Source organism: Ensifer sp. Root423, from assembly GCF_001426275.1.
Taxonomy (GTDB): domain Bacteria; phylum Pseudomonadota; class Alphaproteobacteria; order Rhizobiales; family Rhizobiaceae; genus Ensifer; species Ensifer adhaerens.
This window is the reverse complement of sequence record NZ_LMEG01000007.1, coordinates 38,368-60,956: the sequence shown is the minus strand read 5'-3', so window position 1 is coordinate 60,956 and position 22,589 is coordinate 38,368. Positions and strand designations below refer to the sequence as shown.

Below are 22,589 nucleotides of genomic sequence, written 5' to 3'. Positions count from 1 at the left end.
TCAACCATAACTACGTGTGATGTAATTTTCGCATGGAGCACGCAATGCAGCCACTTTCGCCTGAAAAACACGATGAAGCCGAGGTAGCAGCCGGTTTCCTCTCGGCCATGGCAAATCCTAAGCGCCTCCTCATCCTCGATTCCCTCGTGAAGGAAGAGATGGCAGTCGGCGCATTGGCCAACAAGGTTGGGCTGAGCCAGTCGGCTCTCTCCCAGCATCTTTCTAAGCTCCGTGCTCAGAATCTCGTCAGCACCCGTCGCGATGCGCAGACGATTTACTATTCGAGCTCATCCGACGCGGTCATGCGGATTCTAGGCACGCTCAATCAAATCTACGGTGACGACCAGAGCGCCACTGCAGAAAAGACTCCGGTCCGTAAATCGGCCTGATATTCGGTCCGCATCTGCGGACCCGTTCGGACAGCCCCACACGAGAAATCGCGCGGGGCTTATTCTTTGGCGGATAGTCTTCCCAGTTTGCACGCGAAAGGTGCCGGCGCTTGCTGGCATTTACCGAGCCTTGAGACTTCCGGGGCACGATGCGCCGCGACAGAATCAGCCGGAAAGCGGACATCGGGATATGCGTGACAAGGTCCGCTGGGGCATCGCCGGAACCGGCACGATCGCAAACAGTCTTGCCTCGGACTTCCGCTTCGCAACCCATGCGAGCCTCGTCGCCGTCTCGTCCCGCAGCGCGCAGAAGGCCGAGAGCTTCGCTGGGCGTTTCGGCGGCATCCGCGGCTATCAGGGCATCGAGGCACTGGCGGCCTCTCCCGATATCGACGCGATCTACGTCGCCTCACCCAATGCTGAGCACTTTCAACAGGCCACCCTCGCCTTGGCCGCCGGCAAAGCCGTTCTCGTCGAAAAGCCGCTGACGACGTCGTCGGCCGACGCGCGCACGCTTGCAAACGCCGCTGCCGCCGGCAGCACCTTCGCCATGGAGGCACTGTGGACCTGTTTCCTTCCGGCGATTTCCAGGGTTCGCGAACTGCTCGCGGCCGGAACGCTCGGCGCGATCCGCCATGTCCGGGCGAACCTCGCCTACGAGAAACCGTTCGACGCCGGCAGCCGGTTCTTCGATCCGGCGCTCGGCGGCGGGTCGATGCTCGACCTCGGCATTTATCCGATCGCCCTTTGCCTCAATCTGTTCGGGCACCCCGGGTCCGTCGATGGCACATGGAAGCGCGCGCCGACCGGCGTCGACAGTTCAGCCAAGATCAAGCTGGCCTATGACGGCTTTGACGCTGAACTGGGCTGCGGCTTCGATCGAAACGGGCACAATCGCTTCGTTATCGAGGGCGAGCGCGGCACGCTGGTTATCGACACGCCGTTTCTGAAGGCAAGCCGCCTCTTCGTTGTCACCGGCGGCGCGGCGCGCAAGCTACTGGCTTTCAACGGAAAAACGACCTGCCGGCTGGCCCGGCATATCCCCCTGCCCGGCCTTACCCGCCACGATCATCACTTCCCCGGGAGCGGCCTGCAATTCGAGATCGAGGCAGCAAGCGCGGCGATTCTCGAGGGCCGCAGCGAACATCCGTTGATGCCGCTATCGGCCAGCATAAAGGCCCTGGAAATCATCGAGACGGTCCGCTCAAGGACACCTGAGGCAGGCTAGTTCTACCTCGAAACGGAACGCAAAACGTGGCCGACGCTGCGCCTCTAGAGGTCGAGCGGACGGTAGTCCCGCCAGCCGCCGTTGAGCGCCAACACCACCTCCGTTAGATGTCGCGCCGTCGCGCCGGAGAAAAACGGTGTTTCGCCGCCTTTGAGCGCCTGCGCCTGCACTGCAATGCCGCGCACGAAATCGATCTGCGACGGAAAGGCCGGAAGCGCACTTGCCGATGGCGCCGTCGGATAGCGCATCTTGGTTCCGGGATAGAGCCGAAGCGGAAGCTTGCGGCCGAGTTTCCACTCCAGCCAGTCGAGCCCGCGATGCAGGAGCGGCCGCTTCGCCCCGAAGATCTCCAGATGGATCGGCGAGCGATTGTCCCAGAGATCGCGAACGGTGATCATGCCCTTTTCGCCGATGATCGTCAGCGAGCGGTCGCGCGGCGCCGCCAGGCCGCAGGTGACCCGCGCCGTCAGGCCGGAGCGGAACGTCAGGCAACCCACGGAAAAATCGGGCCCGAGCGCCAGCGTCTCGGTTCCCGGCCCCTTGTCCGGAAAGGTCAGCGCCGAGACGGCACTGACTTCGGCGACCGGGCCGAAGAGGGAGACAAGCCAGCTTGCTGCATAACCCGCATGTTCGAGCGTGCAGCCGACCTCGAACTCATGCACGCCCGGCCAGCGGGCGCCCGAGCGGCTGCGCCAGGCGCGCCAGTTGGCCTTGAACACCGGGCCATCTTCCATCTCGGCATAGACAAGCCGCGGCGTGCCAATGGCACCGTCCGCAAGCAGACGGGCGCAGAGCGCCTGCGCGTCGCTGAGCCCATTGGCCGGTGCACCGGCCAGAACAAGCCCCTTGGCCCTTGCCAGGTCGACGAGTTCGCTCGCCTGCTCCACCGTCATCGCCAGGGGCTTTTCGCAATAGACGTGCTTTCCGGCCGAAAGCGCCCGGAAATTTACGGTATAGTGGCTCTCCGGCGTCGTCAGATTGACGACGATCGACACCGCGGGATCGGCAAGCACGGCGTCGAGCGAGGCGTAGGGCGAAACCTTCCAGTAGCGTGCGAACGCGTCGAGGCGCTCGGCATCGCGATCCCAGACGCCGGTGAGCCGCAGCTCCGGATGGTTGGCAAGCGTCGTCATGTAATAGTCGGCGACGAAGCCGGTTCCGACAAAGGCAATCAAGGTCACGCTTTCAGTCTCCTATCGCGCGTCGGCCAGGAACGACGCGACGTAAACGAGCGGCGCATTCCAGTTGATGGCGATTTCGTTGGACCCATAGGCTTCGATATCGTCGACATAGCAGGTTTGCGGCGCGCAACCGCGCAGCCGCTCCCTGGCGATGTCATCGACAAAGGTCGAGTTCGGACCGCCGGCAAGCGAACCGACGGGCGGATTTGGCAGCTGCGGATCGCGCTGACGGGCATACCAGCGGCTGTGCTGGTTCTGCGGCGAGCGGCTGCCATAGCCGGTTATGTAGGAAAGCCCCATCGCATTGCGCCCGAGGATGTAGTCCATGCCCTCGCGCGCGCCGTCAAGAAAGACCCTGTCGCCGGAGAGATCGTAGGCGGCCGACAGCACGACGATGTTCTGCAGCATCAACTGGTTCGATCCCCAGTCGTAGCGGCGCTCGTTCGGCCGGTAGACGATACCGAATGGCTCCGCCTGTTGCAGCGACAGCAGGTGCTGCGCGCTCGTGAGCACCGAATTGCGGATCGTTTCCTGATCGACCGCCGGCAGCGCCCTGCCATAAAGGGCGAGTTGCAGCCGCGCGAAGCCGGCAACGTCTCGCCAGTTGAAAGCGCCGCCGGGCGAAAACACATCCGCCTCCCAGAGCGGCGAGGCCCGCAGGGTCTTGAGATATTCGCCGTTGCCGGTCGTCAGATAAAGCTCGGTCGCCGCCCAGAAAAGCTCGTCGGAAATGCTGTCGTCGTCGTAGTCGCCGCCGCCGCCGAACCCATCGGACTTGGGGGCGAGGAGCGCCGGATTGGCATTCGCCGCCACCCACGCCTTGCGCGCCGCCGAAAGCAGCCGCGCGGAAAATGTCGGGTTATGCTCGGCAAAGAGCCTCGCGCCCTGGGCAGCCACCGCCGCAACATCGAGCGTCGCCGCGGTCGAGGGGCGGTAAAGCGCGCGCGGCTGCGGGTCGTCGCCCGGCAGCATAGGTGCGGCGGTCCAAGCCGTATCGTGGATCTTGTGGTGCACCATGCCGGCGAGCGGCTCGCCGTCCGGGACCATCATCCGCAGCAGGAACTCCAGCTCCCAGCGCGCCTCGTCGAGGATGTCCGGAAGGCCATTGCCGTTTTCCGGAATACGCAACAGCCCGTCGCGCATCACCGCCGATGTGGGCGCAAACGTCAGGCCGCGTTCGTAGGCGGCCAGCAGTTGGGCAGCAGCCAGCGCTCCGGTCACCGCATATTTGCCGTGGTCGCCCGCGTCATACCAGCCGCCGGTGACGTCCAGTTGGTAGGAACAGGACCAGCCGCCGTAGAGCGCCTCGGCCTGCGCGCCGCCAAGGCACGTAACCGCCTTGTCGCCCTGGTTCGGCGCGACGCCGACATGGCCGGCCGTCCGGGCATAGGCCTTGCCGGCGATCGCCCCCCTGATCTCGATCCCGCTTCTTTGCGGGTAGAACCAGGACAGCGCATCGACCCGCAACCGCATGTAGAGATCCTCGCCGATCGAAAAGCGGTCGCTTGCCCAGTCGCCGGATACCAGTCGATAGCCGTCGCCCGGCGTCTTGAACGCTGAGAAGTCCGCAACCTGCGTCTCGACCCCGGCCGTCGGATCGAAACCGTGGGGCTGCGTCTTGCCCTTGCCGACGATCCTGTCCGCAGAATCCAACAGTCGAAAATCGATGGGTTGTTTCGCATCGGCGACGAAGGTCGCCCGCTTCGGGCCATCCGTCAGGTAGCCGAGCTGGTTGACGCGAATGGCCGGCCCTTCGGCCGCCCGCCGCGCCGCCGGCGAGGAAACCCCGGTCGCCACCAGCGAGACGTCGTCGAGGCAGACACGGCCGCTCTCGCCGCCGCCAAGCGGAAAAACGAGCTGCGCTTCGTCCGGCTCCTGCCCCGCGAACTCCGCCGAAAAAAGGCTGCCCTCCGGCGTGCCTTCCATCGTGAATTCGTCCACCATGGTCCAGGGATCGGCGGCGCGCTGCACCCTTGCCTGGACGCTGCGCGCCGGCTCGGCGATCACCCTCATCGACAAACGGTAGATGCGACCGGGCTCGAGCTTCAAGCCATTGGTGCCGATGAGTTGGCTCCAGGCTTCACCGCCCCGCGCAGCCTCGACGCAAAGCCGGCCGTTCTCGCGCGCGAACGCCAGCCCGTCGCTCGCCCAGAACGTGTCCTGTCTTTTGTCAAAGTGGCCGTCAGCAATCAGTTCGGCGCCCTTTGCCAGGCCCGGCAGGAAGAGCACGGCAATCGCCGCGTGTGCTATCCCGAACCTCGACACGTTTCCAACTCCGAACTCGCCGGCCGCCCAAAAGGCGCCACGGAGCCGACAAGCCATGGCAGCAGAGCGTTGCCGCAAACAAGTTAAGCTTGAGAAAAGATCCGGCGGCGCGGCGAAATTTCGCTGTCGCCAAGACCCGTCGCGACCTGTCTGGCGGACCGGTGCGAGGCTTGACGCGCCTCGGCGCCCTGATAGTTTGACCAAAGGGTAAAAATTTGGGCGGCAGCACCGCCCGGACGACAAGAGAGACCGAGGAGAACTGGAATGTCGAACCGCCTTAACACGCCGAACGACCTGCGTGCTTTCTGGATGCCGTTCACTGCGAACCGGCAGTTCAAGAAGGAACCGCGCCTCTTCGTCGGCGCCAAGGACATGCACTACACGACCCATGACGGCCGCACGGTACTGGACGGCACGGCGGGTCTGTGGTGCGTCAATGCCGGCCATTGTCGCCCGAAGATCACCGAGGCGATCCGTGAGCAGGCGGGCGAGCTCGACTATGCGCCGGCCTTCCAGCTCGGCCACCCCAAGGCCTTCGAACTGGCAAACCGCCTGGTCGACATCGCGCCCGAGGGCATGAACCACGTTCTCTACACCAACTCTGGCTCGGAATCGGTAGACACCGCGCTGAAGGTGGCACTCGCCTATCACCGCGCCAAGGGCGACGGCTCGCGTTTCCGCCTGATTGGTCGCGAGCGCGGCTATCACGGCGTCAACTTCGGCGGCATTTCGGTCGGCGGCATCGTCTCCAACCGCAAGATGTTCGGCACGCTTCTGACCGGCGTCGACCATATGCCGCACACCCACTTGCCGGCCCAGAATGGCTTCACCCGCGGCGAGCCCGAGCATGGCGGCGATATCGCGACCGAACTCGAGCGTATCGTTACGCTGCATGACGCCTCCACCATCGCAGCCGTCATCGTCGAACCGGTGGCCGGCTCCACCGGCGTGCTGATCCCGCCGAAGGGCTACCTGCAGAAACTGCGCGAGATCTGCACCAAGCACGGCATCCTGCTGATTTTCGATGAAGTCATCACCGGTTTCGGCCGCCTCGGCACGCCGTTTGCCGCGCAGTATTTCGACGTGAAGCCGGATATCATTACGACCGCAAAGGGTCTCACCAACGGCGTCATCCCGATGGGTGCGGTCTTCGTCACCTCCGAGATCCATGATGCCTTCATGAATGGCCCGGAGCACATGATCGAGTTCTTCCACGGCTACACCTATTCGGGCAACCCGATCGCCTCGGCCGCCGCCCTCGGCACGCTCGATACCTACAAGGAAGAGGGCCTCTTGACCCGCGCCGCCGAGTTGGCACCCTATTGGGAAGAGGGCCTGCACTCGCTGAAGGACTGCCCGCATGTCATCGACATCCGCAATCTCGGCCTGATCGGCGCGATCGAGCTGCAGCCGATCGCCGGCGAGCCGACGAAGCGCGCTTTCTCCGCCTTCCTCAAGGCCTATGAGAGCGGCCTCTTGATCCGCACCACCGGCGACATCATTGCGCTGTCACCGCCGCTGATCATCAGCAAGGCAGAAATCGACGAGCTGTTCGGCAAGCTGCGCGCCGTTCTCAACAGCAATATCTAAGCAGGCCTCGTCGAGACCGTCAGAACCCTTTCCCCGGCAACGGGGGAAGGGTTACTCTTATCCGCAACAATGAAACCAAGCGTCGTCCCGCCGAGAGAGCATCCGGGGCGCGTATAAGAAATGGAGTTGCCTCATGTCCGAAGCGCTGGAACGCTATATCGATCAGGGCGTTGGACGCGAGCCGGCTGACATCGTCTTGAAGGGCGGGCAGTTCTTCGATCTCGTCACTGGCGAACTGGTCGCCTCCGACATCGCGATCTCCGGCGACCGCATCGTCGGCACCTTCGGCAGCTACGAGGGGCGCGAGGAAATCGACATCACGGGCCGCATCGTCGTGCCCGGCTTCATCGACACCCATCTGCACATCGAATCCTCGCTGGTCACGCCGCACGAGTTCGACCGCTGCGTCCTGCCGCTCGGCATCACCACCGTCGTCTGCGATCCGCACGAGATCGCCAACGTGCTCGGCACCGAGGGCATCGAGTATTTCCTGGATTCGGCGCTCGAGACGATCATGGACATCCGCGTCCAGCTCTCCTCCTGCGTGCCGGCGACGCATCTCGAAACGTCGGGCGCCGACCTGCCGATCGAACGTCTCCTGCCCTTCCGCCACCATCCGAAAGTCATTGGCCTTGCCGAGTTCATGAACTTTCCGGGTGTTGTGCACAAGGACCCGGTCTGCCTCGCCAAGCTCGATGCCTTCCAGGGCGCCCATATCGACGGTCATGCTCCACTGCTTTCGGGCAAGGACCTGAACGGCTATCTGGCAGCCGGCATCCGCACCGATCATGAATGCACCAGCGCTGAAGAAGCCATGGAGAAGATCCGCAAGGGCATGCACATCCTCGTGCGGGAGGGCTCGGTCTCCAAGGACCTGCATGCGCTGATGCCCATCATCACCGAGCGGCTGTCGCCGCACCTGGCGCTCTGCACCGACGACCGCAACCCGCTCGACATCGCCGAGCAGGGTCACCTCGACCATATGATCCGCACGGCGATATCCGCCGGCGTCGAGCCGCTGGCGATCTACCGCGCCGCCTCGATCTCGGCCGCCCGCGCCTTCGGTCTGCGCGACCGCGGCTTGGTCGCGCCCGGCTGGCGCGCCGATCTCGTGGTCATCGACAGCCTGGAAAACTGCAAGGCCGAAACGGTGTTCTCCGGTGGTCGCCGCGTCACCGACGCGCTCTTTGCCACCCGCAAGACGGTCGCCCCCGTCGGGCTCGACAGCGTCAAGGCCGGCCAAGTCCATGCCAGCGCCTTCGGCATTCCGGTCGCAGACGGCGACACCTCGGTCATCGGCGTTCTGCCCGGCAAGATCATCACCGAGCACCGCCGCTACCGCCTGCCGGCGGTCGGCAACCAGACCGGCGTCGATCTCGGCCGCGACATCATCAAGGTCGCCGTCATCGAACGCCACGGCGTCAACGGCAATCATGCCAATGGCTTCGTGCAGGGGTTCGGGCTGAAGAAAGGCGCGATCGCCTCGACCGTCGGCCATGACAGCCACAACATCTGCGTCGTTGGCGTCAACGACGAGGACATGGCGATCGCCGCCAACCGGCTCGGCGAGATCAAGGGCGGTTTCGTCGTCGTCGAGGACGGCAAGGTGACCGGCGAGATCGCGCTTCCGGTCGCAGGCCTGATGAGCCTCGAGCCCTATGAGAGCGTCCGTGACACGCTGCACGACCTGCGCCACGCCGCCTTCGCGCTCGGCGCAACGCTGGAGGAACCCTTCCTGCAGCTCGCCTTCCTGCCGCTGCCGGTCATCCCGCATCTGAAGATCTCGGATCGCGGGCTGGTCGATGTCGACAAGTTCATGCTGATCGGGTGATTGGCGGCGGCACTCAGTTGTCGGCCACGGCGGGCGCCAGTTCCTTGCGGAAATAGACGACGCGCTCCGTCTCCTCAAAGCCAAGCGCCATGTGCAGGCTTTGGCTCCTCAGATTGTCGGTCGCCGTGTCGGAGGCGAGTTCCTGGCAGCCCCGGGTTGTCGCCCAGCGTTCGACCGCGGTGATCAGGGCGCGCGCCACGCCGCGACGGCGGTAGGCGGGCAAGACGTAAATGCCTTCGAGGAAGCCGACGGGCGAGGTCTCGCAGCCGTTGACGTAATCGTGGCGGATCGACGCTTCAGCGAAACCGGCAGCGACGCCGGCTTCGTCCTCGCAAAGGAACGAAGCGTAGCGGTCGCCCTCCGCGAGACTGGATTCGACTTCGGCGCGATGATCCGCCGCCGGTGTATCCGGCCAGAGCGCCAGACGCATCTCGACCCAGCGGCCGATGGTTTCGCCATCCATCAACAATACGCGCATCAGAACTTCCCTGAGAAGGCCGACAGTCCGGCAACCCTGATGCTACCGGCTTCAGGCCGTGCCGGATATCCGGGCAATTCCAGGGGCTCAACCGCCGACGGCGCCAGAAACTCCAGCGGTTCCCGGGTGAGATTGAAGACGAAGAGCAGCCGCTCGCCGTCTTTCTCGCGAACAAAGGCCAGGAGATCGCTGTTCGTGTCGAGGAACCGCATCGTGCCATCGCTGAGTGCCGGCTGCGATCGGCGGAAGGCGAGCGTCGCGCGATAGTGATCGAGCACCGTGTCCCCGGTTTGCTGGGCGTCGACCGAAAGCCGCCGATGATCCTCGGGCACCGGCAGCCACGGCTTGCCGGCGGTAAAGCCGGCATTGGCCGCCGCGTGCTCCCAAACCATCGGTGTGCGGCATCCGTCGCGGCCCTTATAGGAGGGCCAGAAACGGATGCCATATGGATCGCGCAGATCCTCGAAAGCAAGCTCCGCCTCCGGCAGCCCCAGTTCCTCGCCCTGATAAAGGCAGATCGAGCCGCGCAGGCTGGAAAGCAGTGTGATCGCCAGCCGCGCCACCCTCTCCCGCTCCGCTTCATTGCGGGCAAAGCGGCTGACATGGCGCGTCACGTCGTGGTTGGAAAAGGCCCAGCAGACCCAGCCGTCGGTCACCGCCTCCTGGAAGTTCTCGACGCAGCGGCGGATATGGGTCGCGGTAAAGTCCGGCCCCAGGAGGTCAAAGGTATAGCACATGTTGAGCTTGTCGCCGCCGCTGGTATAGGCGGCCACGGTCTTCAGCGAGCGGGCGCCGTCGCCCACCTCGCCGACGGTCATGCGGCCTTCGTAGCGATCAAGCAATGCCCGGAACCGCGCGAGGAAGGCGATGTTTTCCGGCTGGCTCTTGTCGTGGAGATGGTCCTGCATGCCGTAGGGGTTCACGTCGGGCGCATCGTTGCTGGTGGCATCCGGATCCGGCACGAGCGGCGGGTTGTCCCGCAAGTGCTTGTCGTGGAAGTAGAAGTTGACCGTATCTAGACGGAAGCCGTCGACGCCCCGCTCCAGCCAGAAGCGGGCAGCATCGAGCACCGCGTCCTGAACTTCGGGATTGTGAAAGTTGAGGTCCGGCTGCGAGCCTAAGAAGTTGTGCATGTAATACTGCTTCCGCACCCCGTCCCATTCCCAGGCCGGTCCGCCGAAGATCGACAGCCAGTTGTTGGGCGCTGTGCCGTCCGGCTTAGGATCGGCCCAGACATACCAGTCCCCCTTCCCGTTCGTTCGGCTGGAGCGGCTCTCGACAAACCAGGGATGGCGATCGGCGGTGTGGGAGATCACCTGGTCGATGATCACTTTCAGGCCAAGACGATGGGCCTCGCCAAGCATCTCGTCGAAATCGGCGAGTGTTCCGAACATCGGATCGACGTCGCAGTAATCCGAGACGTCGTAGCCCATGTCGGCCTGCGGCGAGGTGAAGAACGGCGACAGCCAGATCGCTTCGACGCCGAGCGAGGCGATGTGCGGCAGCCTGCGGGTGACACCCTTGAGATCGCCGATGCCGTCGTCGTCGGTATCCTGGAACGAGCGCGGATAGACCTGATAGATCACCGCACCGCGCCACCAATCGTCACCCGATACCTGCCGAGACGCCATGTAAGCCCCCTGAAGACGGTCTGTCGCGCAAAGGTGTAGCGTTGCCCGGCGCCGGAGTAAACGCCATTCACCGCCACGCACGGATCGCCACCAAACAGCCGGAAACTATCTCTTGCCGAGAACGATCGAGACCCTTATCCCGTCTCAGACGAAATCTTGTGAGGAGGAAAGTCGTTGGCCGGAAAGATGCTTGCGATCGGAGAGTGCATGGTCGAGCTCATGCAGGCGGAAGGCGGGCTCTTGCGCAAAGGCTATGCCGGCGACACGTTCAACGCCGCCTATTATGCGCGGCTCTTCATGCCTGCTGATTGGACCGTCGCCTATTGCTCCGCCGTCGGCACCGACACGGTTTCCGACGAGATGCTGGCCTTCATGGCGGAAAAAGCGATCGACACCTCGGCCGTCCGTCGCATCGAGAACCGCTCGGCAGGCCTCTATATGATCCATCTGAAGGACGGCGAGCGCAGCTTCTCCTACTGGCGCTCGCACTCGGCTGCCAAGCTGCTTGCCGACGACGCCGAGCACCTCAGACGCGCAATCGAAGCCTCCGACCTCATCCTCTTCTCCGGCATCACGCTGGCGATCCTTGCGCCCGATGCCGTAGAAACGCTGCTGTCGGAACTGCGCCGCGCCAAGGCTGCCGGCAAGACGGTGGTCTTCGACCCGAACATTCGCCCGCGTCTCTGGGACGATGCCGAGCGCATGCGCCGCACGCTGACCGACGGTGCCCGCGCCGCGACCCTGGTGATGCCGAGCTTCGACGACGAGATGACCCATTTCGGCGATGCATCGATCGACGCGACGATTGCCCGTTACAAGAGCCTGGGCGCCACCAACCTTGTCGTCAAGGATGGCGAGAAGGGTGTGACGCTCGCCTTCGGCGATGCCCCGGTTGAGCATGTGCCGGCGACCCCGGTCGAGCGCGTCGTCGATACGACCAGTGCCGGCGACAGCTTCAACGGCGCCTTCGTCTCCCGCCTGGTGGCGGGCGACAAGCCAGCCCAGGCCGCCGCCCTTGCGGCAAGCGTCGCTGCCGGCGTCATCGGCCATCACGGCGCGCTCGTGGCGCGGGAGAAGCTGCCTGCCGCGTGAGCGGCGGGGTCACTTTTCAGGAACTTTAGGAAGGATGCAGACGGAAAGCCTGTTTGGTTTTCCGCTCCCTCTTTAGCGGCGCTTCTTCGCCTTGGACTCGTACGGGTTGTCGCCCGAACGGAAGTGCATGCGGATCGGCACGCCCGGCAGGTCGAAATCGTTGCGCAGGCCGTTGATCAGGTAGCGCACGTAGGATTCCGGCAGCGCGTCCGGCCGCGTGCAGGAGATCATGAAGCCCGGCGGGCGCGCCTTCACCTGGGTCATGTACTTGAGCTTGAGCCGGCGACCGGAAACGGCCGGTGGCGGATGCTGAACCGTCTGCGATTCCAGCCAGCGGTTGAGCCGCGCGGTGGAGATGCGGCGGTTCCAGGTCTTGTCGGTCTCGATGATCGCCTGCATCAGCCGATCGAGGCCGTAGCCGGTGTGACCGGAAATCGGCACGGCACGGATGCCGCGGGCCTGCGGCAGCAGCCGCTCGGTCTTTTCGCGAAGATCGGCAAGCACCGCCTGCCAATCCTCGACCAGGTCCCACTTGTTGAAGGCGAGAACGGCCGCCCGGCCTTCGCGCAGCACGAGGTCGACGATCTGCAGATCCTGCTTCTCGAAAGGGATGGTCGCGTCGAAGACGATGACCACCGTTTCGGCAAAGCGGATCGCCCGCAGGGCGTCGGCGACCGAGAGCTTTTCGAGCTTCTCCTGAACCTTGGCCTTGCGGCGCATGCCGGCAGTGTCGAACATCTTGATGGTGCGACCGCGCCAGTCCCATTCGACCGAGATGGAATCGCGGGTGATGCCGGCTTCCGGGCCGGTCAACAGCCGGTCTTCGCCGAGGAAGCGGTTGATCAGGGTCGACTTGCCGGCGTTCGGCCGGCCGACGATCGCCACCCGCAGCGGCTTGGTCTCGTCATAGGCGGTCTCCACCTCTTCGTCTTCACCGTCGTCCTTGAACGTGGGGCGCAGATCGATATCGGTTTCGGCCACGTCGTCTTCCGGCGGGTAGGCCCGGTCTTCGCCGATCGCAGCGACGATCGCGTCGCGCAGATCGAGCATGCCCTGGCCGTGTTCGGCCGAGATCGGGCACGGCTCGCCAAGGCCAAGCGTGAAGGCATCGTAGAAGCCACCGTCGGAACCGCGTGCTTCCGACTTGTTGGCGACCAGCACCACCGGCTTGCCGCGGCGGCGCAGCATTTCGGCAAGCGTCTCGTCTGCCGGCGTCAGGCCGCCCTTGGCGTCCACCAGGAACAGCGAAAGATCGGCTTCGTCGATCGCGGCCTCGGTCTGCGCCCACATGCGCCCCTGCAGCGTGTCGGGTCCCGATTGCTCGAGACCGGCCGTGTCGATGATGCGGAAGCGCAGATCGATCAACTTGGCGTCCCCCGGGCGACGGTCGCGGGTGACACCCGGCGTATCGTCGACGAGCGCCAGCTTCTTGCCGACCAAACGGTTGAACAAGGTGGACTTGCCGACATTGGGACGCCCGACGATGGCGACGGTGAAGCTCATGGATCTATCCGTTTCCGCTTGGAGCGCTGCTGCCAACAAGGCGGCTGCGCTCATAAATTCGTTTTCTGCCGCATCGGGCAGCGACAGTCCCAGCAGGAACTGTTCCGATTGTACTCGGCAATCCCGAACGCAAAACCGCTTAAGCACTTTTGCTGGAACTGCTTGCCTTGTCTCTCACAGTTCCGGACGCAAAACCGCTGAGCACTTTTGCTGAAACTGCTTTAAACGCTTTAGCGCACAATCCCAAGGTCGAGACCGACATTGGGATCATGCGCTGATTCGAAAGGGTCTTTCACCCTGTGCCCTTCCGGTGGGATGGGCTGTCGTCTTATGCCTTGCCGCTCGCGGCGATCACGTCGAGCAGCATCTGGGCGCGACCGGTGACGTTGCGCGGGCTCTGCGCATCGTCGACGATCTGCTGGAACCAGGTCTTCGCCTTGGCGTAGTCGCCGGACTTGTAGGCAGCGAGGCCAAGGGCTTCACGCGCCGAGTGGCGCATGTTGTTCTGCGGCGTAGCAAGCTGCTCGACCTCGGCCGAAACCTGGTCGTAACCGCCGGTATCGACGAGCAGGTAGGCTGCACGCAGACGCGCTGCCTCCTGGATAGCTGCCGGGACGCTGCTGTCCTTGCCGATAGCGGAGAAGGCCTTGGCAGCCGCCTCTGTCTCGCCCTTCTGCGCCTGCAGCGTGGCAGCGCGCAGACGCGCCAGCACCGGATAGGCGCCGTAGCCGTCCTTCTCCAGCGTGTTCAAGGCGGCGAGCGCCTCGTCCGTCTTGTTTTCCTTGGCGAGGTTCAACGCCTGCAGGAACGCATCGCCCGACTTCGAGGAGGCGCCATCCTGCCAGTAATCGAAGCCGACCTTGCCGATGGTGCCGAGTACGATAAGCACGGCGATGGCCACGATGACGCCGCCGAAGCGGGCCCAGATGCTCTTCATCTGGTCGGAACGCAGTTCCTCATTGACCTCGCGGATAAAGCTGTCGTCTTGGTTCGCCATCTATTGCCCCGGCCTTGCCTGCACACTGGCCCGTCGCGCCAACGGTCATATGACGATCGGCGAAACGGACACTCTCAAACTGTTCGAGCATGCACGAGGGGTCCTTGCCGCACCCGCCGCACTCTCATGGATTTTGCGCCTTCTACCCGATTTTGCGGCGCTTGTAAGGGGGCCGACGCGATTTAGAGCGCCTATGGCCGACACGAGGCCGACTCCGTCGCTCTAAATTTTCTGTTACTGCAATTCCGGACGCAAAACCGCGGTGCACTTTTGCTGGAAATTGCATCAGCCCATGACGACCGGTGCAACGCCGATCAACCATTCGTGCAGCTTCCAGACGAAGAGCACGTAGGCGACGAGGCCGATGATGATGGCGAGCACGTCGTTGGAGGCCGATTTGAACACCGGCAGTACGCGTTCGCCTGCCCGCTCGCGGCGTTTCAGCGAGATACGCAGGATCACCGCCCAGGCGAGAAACGAGCCGAACAGCAGGACGGAGGACGTCTCGCCGTTGGCGAGCAGATGCGCCAGCGCCCAGACCTTGATCGAAAGCACCTGAGGATGCTTGACCGCAACCGCGATGCGCCCGGCCGGAAGGAAGCCGGCAGCAAGGAAGATGAAGGCAAAAAGCATCAGAAGCAGTGCGATGTGGCGCATGAATACGGGCGGATCGTAGAGCATGCCCGTTTCGCTGCGGGCCTGGCCGAAGCCATAGATGATCAGACAGAGGCCGATGAGGCTGAGGATTGCATAGATCCCCATCCAGGTGCCCTTGCCGCGGCGCTCGATGACGCCGGCGCGGAAACCGGGCGCGACGACGCGGATGAGATGCAGGCCGAGAAAAAGAAGGATGCCGAGAACGAGTATCGCCATGGGGCCACCGCTTTGTTCGAGTATCGGGCAAACTCAGCGCCGCTCGTCGGAAAAGACGGGAGCTGGCCGCTGAAGCGTGTTGATTTCCAGTGTATTCGGTTCCCGGACCGATTCCGCCCAGGTTGCTATGGAGTAGCCTTGATGGCGCGTTTTTTCCAGACCGATCAAAGGATTGCCGCATTTTCGAACCATTTGCGACAAAACCAAAACAGTGCAGTTGATCATGATCCGTATTCCGCTTGCCCTCTCGCTCGCCCTTCTTCCCGCTCTTGCCAGGGCCGAGCCGGCGTCGCCGGCCACCGCGCCCGCCGGTGACAGGCAGTTGGTGATCGTCTCGTTCGACGGCGCGCATGACAACGCGCTATGGGAAAAAAGCCTGGCGATGGCCAAGCGCACCGGTGCGCATTTCACCTATTTCCTCTCCTGCACCTTTCTGATGACCCGGGCGGACGGCAAGACGCTCTACAAGCCGCCGGGCCAGAAGGCAGGCCGCTCGAATGTCGGCTTCGCGCAGAGCCGTGAAGAGATCGCGGCCCGCGTCGGCCACATCTGGCAGGCCCATCTCGACGGCCACGACATCGCCAGCCACGCCTGCGGCCACTTCGACGGCAAGGGCTGGAGCAAAGCCGACTGGCAAAGCGAGTTTTCGACCTTCAACGCGGCGCTCAAGGACGCCTGGAAGAAGGCGGACAAGCCCGAGGCCGAGCCGGCCGGCTGGGCCGAATTCGCCGCAACCGGGATCAAGGGATTCCGCGCGCCCTATCTGTCGCTGAGCGACGGCCTGCTGCCGGCACTCAAGGCGGACAACTTCACCTATGACGCAAGCCTGGTGACCAAGGGTCCGGGCTGGCCGACGACAAAGGATGGCCTGCCGCGTTTCGGACTGCCGCTGATCCCCGAAGGGCCGTCGCAGCGCCCTGTCATCGGCATGGACTACAATCTCTTCGTCCGCCACTCCATGGGTGTGGAGAACAAGAAGGACAGCGCCCGCTTCGAGGAGCGCACCTACGAGGCCTACAGGAAAGCCTTCGACCGGGAATATGCGGGCGACCGCATCCCACTGCAGCTCGGCTTCCATTTCGTCGAAATGAACGGCGGCGCCTACTGGCGCGCGCTCGATCGGCTGCTGGGCGAAGTCTGCGGCAAGCCCGACGTCGCCTGCGTCAGCTACGCCCAGGCGCTGCCGCTGATCGAGCAGGCAAAAAAGAAGGCGGGTCGAACCGCCTTCTGATTGGCTTTTTTCGCTCGCCTCAGGCCAGCTCTTCGTTGCCGCCAACCGCAATGAACTTCTGGTCGATGTGCGGCAGCGGCTCGTCATCGATTGCCGCTTCGAATGCGCGCAGGCGCTTGTAGATCGACAACAGTTCGACGATCGTCGGCCAGGACGAAACTAGGTACTGAAATGACGACGACACCTGCCCGAAAGCATTCGAGATCTGGTTCAACGCACCAAGCGCAACCTTGCCGGCGATGATCGAAGGCACGATGATCACCAGCGAAAAGATACCATTGATCTGCAAATAGAAAATGCGGGCAACGTTGAAGTACAAATAGTGGAAATAGAGCCGGAAGTAGTTCCGGCGAACGTTATCGAAGAGATCGGCGACCGTCGGCGGTTGGGCGCGATCAGCATGGTCCTCACCATAAACCAGCTCTTTGCGGTAGGCAGCTTCCACGCGCTGGTTGCGGAACTCGAGGCCCGGCAGCTTGATACCAACGAGAGCCAGGAACACCGTACCGAACAGCGACCAAAGTATAGCGGACGTAACGAGCGGATACGGGATGACGCCAATGAGCGGCAATTCGGTGACGTGCGACTCGAGCCGGATCAAGACCGGCATGAACGCTATCAACGTCATCACACTATCGATCAGGCTAACGCCAAGCCCTTCCACTGTAGTGGAAAAGCGCATCGTGTCTTCCTGCACGCGCTGCGAGGCCCCTTCGATATGGCGCAGCTTGTCCCAGTTGGCCATGTAGTATTCGTTCATCGCTGTTCGCCAACGGAAGATGTAGTGACTGACGAAAAAGCGTGTGATGACCCCGACCGCGACCGCGACCATGGCGATGCCGAGAAAGACGGAGATTTCTCCGTAGACTTCCGCTGCAGGAACCACCTTGGTCTTCGCAATGATTGCCTGGATCATATCCCAGAACGGGCCGTACCAGTTGTTGATTGCGACGCTGACCTGCACCTGAAAATAGGTGACGAAGAGGATGAGTGCCGAGCCGAGGATCGACCAGTTCTGCCAACGGTGCGGCGAGTAGACGTACCAGAAAGCGGCAAACAGCCCGACGACAAGCGCGAAATAGAGGTAGAACCAGATGAAGGCCGGCGACCAGAAGGCAGAGATGCCGGTGATCGGCGGCGCATCCGCGGCCAAAGGCGGCATTCCGAAGACGGCACCCAGCTGTTCGCCACCGCCATACCAGAAGGCTACGGCAACCAGCGACCAGACGACAAAAGATATGAAGAAGAGCTTCGGCTTCGGAAAGAAGGATAGGAACAAGTGCGGCACTCTCGTTTCGGTGGAGACGAACAACTCGCCTCCCGAAGCGCCGAAACTAGGGCAAAGCGCCGTCGTCAACAATCGGGTAATGTAAACGTTACTGTTATTTCATCCAGGCGCGCGCCGGTGCCGGAGGGTCTTTTTTCGCCGCTGCTCAGGCCCTCAATGCCTGTGAAATCCGCTTCAGCTCGACGACGATGACCCCACCGCACAGGAAAAGAACGGCAGCCGCGATCAAGGTTGGTGCGGCGAAGCTGCCGGTGCGCTCCGCAAGCCAGCCGGCGACCAGCGGACCGACGATTTGCCCAATACCGAAAGCAGCCGTCATCAACGCAAGCGCCTTGCGCGGGCTCTCGGGCGCCAGCTTCCGGCCGATCTGCAGGCCATAAGCAGTGATCATCATGAAGGTTGCGCCGAGCATCAGGCCGCCGGCAAGCGGCGCATAGGGCAAAGGCAGGCTGACCGTCAGCACCAGCCCGACCGCCTCGACCAGAAGGCCGATCGCGTAGACACCGGCAAGACCGAAGCGCGGCACGGCAAAGCGCCAGAGATAGACGGAGAGCGCTGCGGCAAGCCCCGTTAGCAGCCAGGCGAGAAATTCGATGCTGTGGCCGCCGCTCGGATCGCGCGCCATGGTGACGAGGAAGGTTGCGGTGATCACGTAGCCGAAGCCGAAGAGCGCATAGGTGAACGTCACTACGGTCAGCGGCCGCGTCCAGCGCAGCGGCCTTTCGCGCACCGGACCAGAACCGGACGACGGAACGCCGGGAAGAAGTGCGGCAACGACGATCGTCCCGACCAATCCGACCAGCGCGCCGGTAAACCAGTCGCCCATGGAGGTCGTCAGGCCGGCGTGACCCGCGATCGGGTTCGCCCAGACGCAAAGCGATGAAAACGCGATACCGAGGCCGACGCCGCCAAAGTGAACGGCCGGCACGTGTTCCGAGCGCGCGAGCACGCCATGGCCGAGCACGATGCCGGAGATGAAGATCATCGCAAAGGCGCTGGCAAGGCCGGCGAGGAAACGGATCAGCGCCAGCACGACGACGGAGGACGAGAGGCCCATGGCCGCCAGCAGAGCCGTCGTGGCGACGAGCGACAGCAGACCGATCCGCCGCTCGTGCCCATGGGCCCAGCCATAGGCCGCAAGAATGGCGCCGGCGAGATAGCCGACGAAATTGGCCGAGGCGATGAGCCCGGCATCACCCGGCGACAGGCCGAGATCCACCATCATCGCCGGCAGGATCGGCGTATAGGAGAAGCGTCCGAAGCCCATGGCGACGGCCATGGCGATGGCGCCGGCGGTTGCCGTGGCGGAGATGTTGGTCTGCAGCGGTCGGTCGAGCGTGGTCATATCATTTTATTGCGCCGCAACACGACGCACGACAAACGACAATAATTGAAGGATCTATTGAAGAAATCGAACGATCGCCGATTTCAATGGCTTAGACCAATCGCCTAAAAGGTGAGGTGCACCACATCACGGCGGCAGATCATGCATCGCGGCGATGGAGCAAAAAATCGTCTGGAGGACGACGGAGGCTGCAGGCCGCCGCCGTATCCCTGGGTCAGCCCGGTAGTGTCACCACCAGCGGCCCGCCGCGGGTGACGACAACTGTGTGCTCATACTGCACCGTCGGCGCGCGCGGGTCGCTGTAGAGCGTCCAGTCGTCGTTGCCGCCCTCGGCCCATTGCGCGCCCATCGACAGGAAGGGTTCGACGGTGAAGACCATGCCGTCGGTCATCCGGCGACGTTCGCGCGGATCCGGCCAGGTGGCGATCTCGGTCGGCTCCTCGTGCAGCGAGCGGCCGATGCCGTGGCTGGCGAGATTGGTGACAAGCGAATAGCGGTTCTTGCGGGCGAAGTCGCCGATCGCGTTGCCGATGGCAGCCAGCGGCTGGTCGGGGCGCACCTGCTTGAGGCCCACCCACATCGCCCGCTTGCCATCGCGGCAGAGCCGGTCGATCGCGGCCGTGACCGGCGGTACCGGGAACGAGGCGCCGGTATCGGCAAAGATGCCGTCCTTTTCGGCCGAGACGTCGATGTTGACGAGATCGCCGGCCTTGATCACGCGGTTGCCGGGAATGCCGTGGGCGATTTCCTCGTTGACGCTGATGCATGTGGCACCAGGAAACTGGTAGCAGAGTTCGGGCGCCGAGCGTGCGCCGGCCTCTTCCAGTACCTTGCGGCCGATCGCATCGAGTTCCGCAGTGGTAATGCCGGGCTCGAGCGCCTCGCCCATCGTCTGCAGGGCATTGGCGCAGATGCGGCCGATTTCCTTCAGCCGCAGCAGATCTTCTTCGTTGTTGAGGGTCATCCGTGTCTCGCTTTCGCGCTCACATGTAGCGTGTCGCAACGCGTTATGCCAGCGTCGAGCGGGACGACCGGAGCCGGGCCCCAGCCCCGGTCGTCGAATGGTCAGACGGAGGCCGCCGCTGCTGCCCTTTCCTCGGCCAACGCCTGGCGCACGAGCGGCGCCACCCTGGTGCCGTAGAGTTCGATGCCGCGCATGATCTGGTCGTGCGGCATCGGACCGATCGCCATCTGCAGCAGGAAGCGATCGTTACGGAACAGCTTCCAGTTCTCGACGATCTTCTCGGCCACCGTTTCCGGATCACCGAGGAAGAGGTTGCCGGAGGGGCTGCGCGCCTGGTCGAAATGCGCCCGGTTCGTCGGTCCCCAGCCGCGCTCGCGGCCGATGCGGTTCATCACTTCCGCCTGCGGCCCGTAGAACTGGTCGGCGGCAAGATCGGTCGTATCGGCGATGAAGCCGTGCACGTTGATGCTGGTCTTCAGCCTGGCGGCGTCCTGGCCGGCACGCCGGGCCGCCTCGCGGTAGAGATCGAACAGCGGCGCAAACCGGCGCGGCTCTCCGCCGATGATCGCAAGCGCCACCGGCAGGCCGAGCGCACCCGCGCGGGCCACCGATTGCGGCGTGCCGCCTACGGCGATCCAGAGCGGCAGCACCTCCTGCAGCGGCCGCGGATAGACGCCGCGATCATGGATCGCCGGCCGCATCTCGCCGGCCCACGAGACCTTTTCGCTTTCGCGCAGCGCCATCAGGAGGTCGAGCTTTTCGGCAAAGAGCTGGTCGTAGTCATCGAGCGACTGGCCGAAGAGCGGGAAGGATTCGATGAACGACCCGCGACCGGCCATGATCTCGGCGCGGCCGCCCGAGATCAGATCAAGGGTCGAGAATTGCTGGAAGACGCGTACGGGATCGTCCGAGCTCAACACCGTGACGGCACTGGTCAGCCGGATATTCTTCGTTTTTGCCGCTGCGGCCGCGAGGATGACCGCCGGCGCGGAGGCCGCGTAGTCAGGCCGATGGTGTTCGCCGAGCCCGAAAACATCGAGGCCAACCTGATCTGCAAGCTCGATTTCCTCGAGAAGGTTCTTGAGGCGACGCTGGCCCTCCATGCCCTTGTGATCCGCGTTCGGATCGACATCCGCAAATGTGTAAAGCCCGAGTTCCATGAGGTCTGTCCTTTTTCTGTTTGCACAACAGATAGTTGGCGCACACATGAGCAGCAAATGCGCATCCGGGAAACGCTGTGTTTCCCGGATGCATACGAACGAGACCTTACCCTCTCGGTAGACCGTCAAGCAGGACGTCGAGGCCCTTCCGGAACGTGCCATCCCAATCGCTGTCCAGGAGCAGGCGCGTGCGCTCGATCGTCGGGTAGCGTTCGCTGAGCGCCGAGAGGCGCTTCTGTCCGGCAGCCTGGTCGGCGTGCGAAAGCGCGAAGCTCGCCCGGGTGACGGTGGCGCCGAGCACGTAGTTCCAGAGCGACCAGATCGCGACATTCATGTCCGCGTCGGCAACGCCGGCTCTCGACAGCACCTCGCTCATGGTTTCCAGGCGGCCGAGTACATTCGCGCCGAGCGCCCGGCGCGGCAGCAGCGACGCCGACCAGGGATGGCGCAGCATGATTGCGCGCCAGTCTTCGAGCATGTGAACCACATCCCTGCGCCAGTCCTCGGGCTCGATCCTTTGCGGGGGGGCGCGATAGGCAAACACCGCATCGAGCGCCAGGTCGAAAACCTCCTCCTTGTTGGCGACATGCCAATAGAGGCTCATGACGCCCGCACCGAGACGGTCGGCGAGACGGCGCATCTTCAAGCCGTCGATACCCTCGGCGTCCAGCAATTCGACCGCAGTCGCCACGATGCGCTCCAGAGACAGGGACGGCTCGCCGCCCGGCTTCTTCCCGGCCTGGGCTGCCGACTCTATCCGCTGGGAGCGTTTGCCCTGCCCGCCGTTCCCTTTCGCCGCCATGCGTCTTCCTTGCTGATTGGAGTGTCGATTTACGCCGACAACGCGCCGGATGTCGATCCTGAACGATTGACTCGTACGGCGTACGATGTAAATGAGTCGTACGCTGTACGAGTCAATAGCAAGAGCGTCGGCGAAAGGTCAAACCTGCAGGCCTGCAAGCGGCATCGCGCGCAGACCTCGGAGACGAGAGAACACCATGTCACGCGCAATCAGACATCTCATGATCGGAGGACTCATCATCATGACTACGGGCGTTTCCACGGCGGCCACCGCGAGCGAGCAGGCGGCCAAGCTGACGGTCGTCAACCCCAAGAACCTCTACGACCCGACGCCGCATGGCTATAGCACCGCGGTGATCGTGCCTGCCGGGGCACGGGTGGCCTACATTTCAGGACAGGGCGGCCAGGATAGCACCGGCGGCCTGTCTCCCGACTTCGCGGTTCAGGTCAAGCAGGCCTATGCCAATCTGGGCGCAGCGCTCGAGGGGCTCGGCGCAAGGCCGGACCAGGTCGCCAAGCTCACCATCTTCGTGGTCGACCACGACATGTCCAAGCTCGAGGTCCTGACCGGCAGCGTCAAGGAAATGTTCGGCGCGACGCTGCCGGCGCAGACACTGGTACCCGTGCCCAAGCTGGCGGTCGACGGCATGCTGTTCGAGGTGGAAGCGGTCGCTGTCATCGACTGACGGCGGCCCGGTTTGCGGCACCGCGCGTCGGCCCGGAAGGCAGAGTATGGTCGGGA

At 63.7% G+C, this 22,589-nt stretch carries 20 protein-coding genes; 7 read left to right on the top strand and 13 right to left on the bottom strand.

Going from position 1 to position 22,589, the window contains the following annotated elements:
• Positions 1-44: 44 nt before the first annotated feature.
• Both ASD01_RS09625 and ASD01_RS09620 read left to right on the top strand, forming a co-directional pair.
• Positions 45-389, top strand: a complete 345-nt coding sequence (locus ASD01_RS09625; protein WP_034788940.1) for an ArsR/SmtB family transcription factor — start codon at positions 45-47, stop codon at positions 387-389.
• Positions 390-579: 190 nt separating this feature from the next.
• A complete protein-coding gene (locus tag ASD01_RS09620) occupies positions 580-1,617 on the top strand; it encodes a Gfo/Idh/MocA family protein (protein ID WP_034788942.1) in 1,038 nt (345 codons plus the stop codon).
• Positions 1,618-1,661: 44 nt separating this feature from the next.
• On the opposite strand, the gene ASD01_RS09615 is transcribed toward ASD01_RS09620, so the two are convergent.
• Both ASD01_RS09615 and ASD01_RS09610 read right to left on the bottom strand, forming a co-directional pair.
• Entirely contained in the window at positions 1,662-2,750 is a 1,089-nt protein-coding gene (locus ASD01_RS09615; protein ID WP_051659145.1) for a Gfo/Idh/MocA family protein, read from the bottom strand.
• A gap of 60 nt (positions 2,751-2,810) precedes the next feature.
• Positions 2,811-5,063, bottom strand: a complete 2,253-nt coding sequence (locus tag ASD01_RS09610; RefSeq protein ID WP_051659146.1) for a glycoside hydrolase family 9 protein — start codon at positions 5,061-5,063, stop codon at positions 2,811-2,813.
• A gap of 264 nt (positions 5,064-5,327) precedes the next feature.
• Here ASD01_RS09610 and aptA point away from each other — a divergent pair, with 264 nt between their 5' ends.
• Entirely contained in the window at positions 5,328-6,653 is a 1,326-nt protein-coding gene (gene aptA, locus ASD01_RS09605) for an omega-aminotransferase AptA (protein ID WP_034788948.1), read from the top strand.
• 133 nt (positions 6,654-6,786) lie between these two features.
• Complete coding sequence (gene ade / locus ASD01_RS09600) at positions 6,787-8,484, top strand: adenine deaminase (RefSeq protein ID WP_060528885.1); 1,698 nt, start codon at positions 6,787-6,789, stop codon at positions 8,482-8,484.
• A 13-nt stretch (positions 8,485-8,497) separates the two neighbouring features.
• Here ade and aac(6') read toward each other — a convergent pair whose 3' ends face one another.
• Both aac(6') and bglA read right to left on the bottom strand, forming a co-directional pair.
• Positions 8,498-8,962 (bottom strand): aminoglycoside 6'-N-acetyltransferase, encoded by a 465-nt coding sequence (gene aac(6') / locus ASD01_RS09595; RefSeq protein ID WP_060643898.1) that lies wholly within the window; start codon positions 8,960-8,962, stop codon positions 8,498-8,500.
• Complete coding sequence (gene bglA, locus ASD01_RS09590) at positions 8,962-10,593, bottom strand: beta-galactosidase BglA (protein ID WP_034788951.1); 1,632 nt, start codon at positions 10,591-10,593, stop codon at positions 8,962-8,964. Before bglA ends, aac(6') begins: the two co-directional genes overlap by 1 nt.
• Positions 10,594-10,767: 174 nt before the next feature.
• Here bglA and ASD01_RS09585 point away from each other — a divergent pair, with 174 nt between their 5' ends.
• Positions 10,768-11,685: a sugar kinase gene (locus tag ASD01_RS09585; protein ID WP_034788952.1), complete on the top strand. Its 918-nt coding sequence runs from the start codon at positions 10,768-10,770 to the stop codon at positions 11,683-11,685.
• Positions 11,686-11,757: 72 nt separating this feature from the next.
• Here ASD01_RS09585 and der read toward each other — a convergent pair whose 3' ends face one another.
• From der to ASD01_RS35445, 4 genes are all read right to left on the bottom strand, one after another.
• Positions 11,758-13,188, bottom strand: coding sequence for a ribosome biogenesis GTPase Der (gene der, locus ASD01_RS09580; RefSeq protein ID WP_034788953.1), 1,431 nt, complete (start codon positions 13,186-13,188; stop codon positions 11,758-11,760).
• 328 nt (positions 13,189-13,516) lie between these two features.
• Positions 13,517-14,185: a tetratricopeptide repeat protein gene (locus ASD01_RS09575; protein ID WP_034788954.1), complete on the bottom strand. Its 669-nt coding sequence runs from the start codon at positions 14,183-14,185 to the stop codon at positions 13,517-13,519.
• 285 nt (positions 14,186-14,470) lie between these two features.
• A complete protein-coding gene (locus ASD01_RS09570) occupies positions 14,471-15,058 on the bottom strand; it encodes an NnrU family protein (protein WP_034788957.1) in 588 nt (195 codons plus the stop codon).
• 33 nt (positions 15,059-15,091) lie between these two features.
• Positions 15,092-15,283, bottom strand: a complete 192-nt coding sequence (locus ASD01_RS35445; RefSeq protein WP_060528884.1) for a hypothetical protein — start codon at positions 15,281-15,283, stop codon at positions 15,092-15,094.
• Between ASD01_RS35445 and ASD01_RS09565 the strand changes: the two genes are divergently transcribed.
• Positions 15,282-16,289 (top strand): polysaccharide deacetylase family protein, encoded by a 1,008-nt coding sequence (locus ASD01_RS09565; protein WP_034789068.1) that lies wholly within the window; start codon positions 15,282-15,284, stop codon positions 16,287-16,289. The genes ASD01_RS35445 and ASD01_RS09565 overlap by 2 nt on opposite strands.
• Positions 16,290-16,308: 19 nt before the next feature.
• Here the strand turns inward: ASD01_RS09565 and sbmA are convergent, their stop codons facing one another.
• The 5 genes from sbmA to ASD01_RS09540 form a co-directional block, all read right to left on the bottom strand.
• Complete coding sequence (gene sbmA, locus ASD01_RS09560; protein ID WP_034789080.1) at positions 16,309-17,568, bottom strand: peptide antibiotic transporter SbmA; 1,260 nt, start codon at positions 17,566-17,568, stop codon at positions 16,309-16,311.
• Positions 17,569-17,722: 154 nt separating this feature from the next.
• Positions 17,723-18,922: an MFS transporter gene (locus ASD01_RS09555; RefSeq protein WP_167550696.1), complete on the bottom strand. Its 1,200-nt coding sequence runs from the start codon at positions 18,920-18,922 to the stop codon at positions 17,723-17,725.
• Positions 18,923-19,136: 214 nt separating this feature from the next.
• Positions 19,137-19,886 (bottom strand): type I methionyl aminopeptidase, encoded by a 750-nt coding sequence (gene map, locus ASD01_RS09550; RefSeq protein WP_034788960.1) that lies wholly within the window; start codon positions 19,884-19,886, stop codon positions 19,137-19,139.
• Between the two features lie 101 nt (positions 19,887-19,987).
• Positions 19,988-21,046, bottom strand: a complete 1,059-nt coding sequence (locus ASD01_RS09545) for an LLM class flavin-dependent oxidoreductase (protein ID WP_034788963.1) — start codon at positions 21,044-21,046, stop codon at positions 19,988-19,990.
• 106 nt (positions 21,047-21,152) lie between these two features.
• Positions 21,153-21,848 carry a TetR/AcrR family transcriptional regulator C-terminal domain-containing protein gene (locus tag ASD01_RS09540; protein ID WP_034788966.1) on the bottom strand — a complete coding sequence of 232 codons (696 nt, stop codon included), beginning with the start codon at positions 21,846-21,848 and terminating at the stop codon, positions 21,153-21,155.
• Between the two features lie 196 nt (positions 21,849-22,044).
• On the opposite strand from ASD01_RS09540, the gene ASD01_RS09535 reads away from it, so the two are divergent.
• Positions 22,045-22,533: a RidA family protein gene (locus ASD01_RS09535; RefSeq protein WP_034788969.1), complete on the top strand. Its 489-nt coding sequence runs from the start codon at positions 22,045-22,047 to the stop codon at positions 22,531-22,533.
• Positions 22,534-22,589 lie beyond the last annotated feature (56 nt).

Coding starts and splice junctions, on each gene's coding strand:
- ASD01_RS09625 (WP_034788940.1), top strand. CDS start 45: ATGCAGCCACTTTCGCCTGAAAAACACGATGAAGCCGAGGTAGCAGCC.
- ASD01_RS09620 (WP_034788942.1), top strand. CDS start 580: ATGCGTGACAAGGTCCGCTGGGGCATCGCCGGAACCGGCACGATCGCA.
- ASD01_RS09615 (WP_051659145.1), bottom strand. CDS start 2,750: ATGACGACGCTTGCCAACCATCCGGAGCTGCGGCTCACCGGCGTCTGG.
- aptA (WP_034788948.1), top strand. CDS start 5,328: ATGTCGAACCGCCTTAACACGCCGAACGACCTGCGTGCTTTCTGGATG.
- ade (WP_060528885.1), top strand. CDS start 6,787: ATGTCCGAAGCGCTGGAACGCTATATCGATCAGGGCGTTGGACGCGAG.
- bglA (WP_034788951.1), bottom strand. CDS start 10,593: ATGGCGTCTCGGCAGGTATCGGGTGACGATTGGTGGCGCGGTGCGGTG.
- der (WP_034788953.1), bottom strand. CDS start 13,188: ATGAGCTTCACCGTCGCCATCGTCGGGCGTCCCAATGTCGGCAAGTCC.
- ASD01_RS09575 (WP_034788954.1), bottom strand. CDS start 14,185: ATGGCGAACCAAGACGACAGCTTTATCCGCGAGGTCAATGAGGAACTG.
- ASD01_RS09570 (WP_034788957.1), bottom strand. CDS start 15,058: ATGGCGATACTCGTTCTCGGCATCCTTCTTTTTCTCGGCCTGCATCTC.
- ASD01_RS09565 (WP_034789068.1), top strand. CDS start 15,282: ATGATCCGTATTCCGCTTGCCCTCTCGCTCGCCCTTCTTCCCGCTCTT.
- ASD01_RS35445 (WP_060528884.1), bottom strand. CDS start 15,283: ATGATCAACTGCACTGTTTTGGTTTTGTCGCAAATGGTTCGAAAATGC.
- ASD01_RS09555 (WP_167550696.1), bottom strand. CDS start 18,922: ATGACCACGCTCGACCGACCGCTGCAGACCAACATCTCCGCCACGGCA.
- map (WP_034788960.1), bottom strand. CDS start 19,886: ATGACCCTCAACAACGAAGAAGATCTGCTGCGGCTGAAGGAAATCGGC.
- ASD01_RS09545 (WP_034788963.1), bottom strand. CDS start 21,046: ATGGAACTCGGGCTTTACACATTTGCGGATGTCGATCCGAACGCGGAT.
- ASD01_RS09540 (WP_034788966.1), bottom strand. CDS start 21,848: ATGGCGGCGAAAGGGAACGGCGGGCAGGGCAAACGCTCCCAGCGGATA.
- ASD01_RS09535 (WP_034788969.1), top strand. CDS start 22,045: ATGTCACGCGCAATCAGACATCTCATGATCGGAGGACTCATCATCATG.